The organism is Sphingosinicella sp. (genome assembly GCF_052387495.1).
GTDB lineage: Bacteria > Pseudomonadota > Alphaproteobacteria > Sphingomonadales > Sphingomonadaceae > Allosphingosinicella.
The window spans coordinates 1-2852 of record NZ_JBQTJC010000249.1 but is presented as its reverse complement, the minus strand read 5'-3'; the positions used below and the strand labels follow the sequence as shown (position 1 = coordinate 2852).

General features: G+C 70.9%; 3 protein-coding genes and 1 pseudogene. All 4 read left to right on the top strand.

Features of this window, described 5'->3' with window-relative positions; genetic code table 11:
• On the top strand, positions 1 to 1181 hold a 1181-nt coding region (ribB, locus tag ACT4N8_RS13645), incomplete at its 5' end, for a 3,4-dihydroxy-2-butanone-4-phosphate synthase (RefSeq protein ID WP_444858665.1).
• A gap of 1 nt (position 1182) precedes the next feature.
• Entirely contained in the window at positions 1183 to 1602 is a 420-nt protein-coding gene (gene ribH, locus ACT4N8_RS13640) for a 6,7-dimethyl-8-ribityllumazine synthase (RefSeq protein ID WP_444858664.1), read from the top strand.
• 34 nt (positions 1603 to 1636) lie between these two features.
• Complete coding sequence (locus tag ACT4N8_RS13635; RefSeq protein WP_444858663.1) at positions 1637 to 2533, top strand: DMT family transporter; 897 nt, start codon at positions 1637 to 1639, stop codon at positions 2531 to 2533.
• 6 nt (positions 2534 to 2539) lie between these two features.
• Positions 2540 to 2852, top strand: a pseudogene (locus ACT4N8_RS13630) (COQ9 family protein); the annotation flags it as partial.

Below are 2852 nucleotides of genomic sequence, written 5' to 3'. Positions count from 1 at the left end.
GCGCCCATGCGCACTGCACCCCGCCCGCCCCGCCGCACGCCAAGCTCGAGCGCTACCTCCCCGTGGGCCCCCGCGGCGTGATGGCGAGCGCCGCGGCCCACATCGACGCGGCGCGCCACGGCCGCATGTTCATCCTGGTCGACGACGAGGACCGCGAGAATGAAGGCGATCTCGTCATCCCCGCCCAGATGGCAACGCCCGACGCGATCAATTTCATGGCCAAGCACGGCCGCGGCCTGATCTGCCTCGCGCTGACCCGCGAGCGGGTCGACGCGCTCGGCCTCGCGCCGATGAGCCGCTCGAACGGCACCCGCCACGAGACCGCCTTCACCGTCTCGATCGAGGCGAGGGAGGGCGTGACGACCGGCATTTCCGCGGCCGACCGGGCGCGGACCGTGTCGGTCGCGATCGACGCGGCCAAGGGCCCCGAGCATATCGTCACGCCGGGCCATGTCTTCCCCATCGCCGCGCGCGACGGCGGCGTGCTGGTCCGCGCCGGCCATACCGAGGCGGCGGTCGACGTCGCCCGGCTCGCCGGGCTCAACCCTTCCGGCGTGATCTGCGAGATCATGGAGGATGACGGCTCGATGGCGCGGATGGACGGGCTGATCGCCTTCGCCCAGCTGCACAATCTCAGGATCGGCACGATCCGGGACCTGATCGCCTACCGGCTCAAGAAGGACCGGCTGGTCGAGCAGACCGCCGAGGCCCAGTTCGAGAGCCGCTGGGGCGGGACCTGGACCGCCAAGACCTTTTTGAACAAGGCCTCGGGGGTCGAGCAGATCGCCCTGGTCAAAGGCCGGATCGATCCCGACACGCCGACCCTGGTGCGGATGCACGCGCTCAGCCTGTTTCCCGACGTCTTCGCCGAGCAAGGACCGCGCGGCGGCCTGCTCGAAGGGGCGATGAAGGCGATCGCGGCGGAAGGGGCCGGGGCGATCGTCGCGATCAACCGGCCGATGCCCGACGGCCTGTCGCGCGCGCTCAAGCACCGCGCCGGCGAGGCGGTGGAGCCGGACGGCGAGCAGCTCCGCGATTACGGCGTCGGCGCGCAGATCCTCGCCGCCTTGGGCGTGCACGAGATGATCCTGCTGACCAACAGTCACCACACCCCGGTCGCGCTCGGCGGCTACGGGCTCAGCATCGTCGGCGAGCGGCCCATTCCCGAGACGACGGGCTGACATGGCGCATGTCTTGATAATCGAGGCGCGTTTCTACGCCCATTTGAACGACCTGCTCCTGGAGGGCGCACGGGCTGCGATCGAGGCGGCCGGGCACAGCCACGAGACGATCACCGTCCCGGGCGCGCTCGAAATCCCGGGCGCGGTTGCGCTGGCGGCGGAGACGGGGCGCTACGACGCCTTCGTCGCGCTCGGCGTCGTGATCCGGGGTGAGACCTATCATTTCGAGATCGTCGCCGGGGAGAGCGCGCGGGCCTTGATGGCGCTCACCCTGGACGGGCTCGCCATCGGCAACGGCATCCTCACCGTCGAGAACGAAGCCCAGGCCCTTGCCCGCGCCCGGCCGGACGAGAAGGACAAAGGCGGCGAGGCGGCCAAGGCGGCGCTGGCGATGCTCGCGCTCAAGCAGCGCTTCGCTTGACCCCGGCCGGGCGCCGCCGCAAGCGGCGGCGCTCATGACCACGATCCCACCCGCCCATCGCTTTGCCTTCGCCGCCTTGATCCTGGCGAACCTGGCGCTCGCCGCGGGGCCGTGGATGGTGCGGCTGGCCGATGTCGGGCCGGTCGCCTCGGCCTTCTGGCGGCTGGCGCTGGCTGCGCCCTTCCTCGCCGTCTTCGCGCTCCGCCAGGGCCGCGGTCGGGCCTCTCCCGGCTGGGCGCTGGTCGGCGCGGTGGCGCTCGGCGGTCTGTTCTTCGCCGCCGATCTCGCCGCCTGGCACGAGGGGATCCTGCGTACCAGGCTCGCCAACGCGACTCTGTTCGGCAACATGTCGAGCTTCCTTTTCGTGCTCTACGGCTTCCTCGTGCTGCGCGCGCTGCCGGGACGGCTGCAGGGGTTTGCGCTCCTTCTTGCGGCGGTCGGCGCGGCGTTGCTGCTCGGCAGCAGCTACGAGCTTTCGCCGGACCATTTCACCGGCGACCTGCTCGCTCTCGTCGCGGCCTTCTTCTACACGCTCTATCTGATCATGGTCGATCGGGCGCGGCGGACGATGGCGCCCTGGCCCGTCCTCGCCATCGCCACGGTCGCCGGGGCCCTGCCGCTTCTGATCTTCGCGCTGGCGCGGGGCGAGGCGGTGATGCCGGGCGACTGGACGCCGCTCGTCCTGCTCTCGCTCGGCAGCCAGCTGATCGGGCAGGGCCTGCTCGTCTATGCAATGGGCCATTTGAAGCCGCTGGTGGTCGGGCTCGGCCTGCTCACCCAGCCGGTCGCCTCGGCGGTGATCGGCTGGCTTGCTTATGACGAGCGCCTCTCTCTGGCCGACGCGATGGGCGCGCTGCTGATCTGCGCCGCTCTCGTTCTCATCCGGCTGCCGGGGCCGAGGCTTGCAACCCCAGCGCCCCAGGGCCATTGAGCCGTCATGGCCGACCCGCTCGAGATGAACCTCGACGAGCTTCGCGACGCGCTCGCCCCGCTGGTGCCGAAGCATGCCGCCTTCGACGGCTGGTCGAACGAGGCGCTGGCGATGGCGGCGGAGGAGCTCGGCGTTCCCGCGGACCGCGCCCGGCTCGCTTTCCCGGGCGGGCAGGCTCAGATGATCGACGCCTGGTTCGACTGGGTGGACAAGGCGATGCTCGACGCCTTTCCCGACGAGCGGATCGCGGCGCTCAAGATCCGCGAGCGGATCCGCGACCTGATCCTGTTCCTGCTCGAGACGATGGCTCCCCAGCGCG

What these genes read in the sequence shown, in the direction of transcription:
- ACT4N8_RS13635 (WP_444858663.1), top strand. Translation starts at nt 1,637, where the DNA reads ATGACCACGATCCCACCCGCCCATCGCTTTGCCTTCGCCGCCTTGATC.
- ribH (WP_444858664.1), top strand. Translation starts at nt 1,183, where the DNA reads ATGGCGCATGTCTTGATAATCGAGGCGCGTTTCTACGCCCATTTGAAC.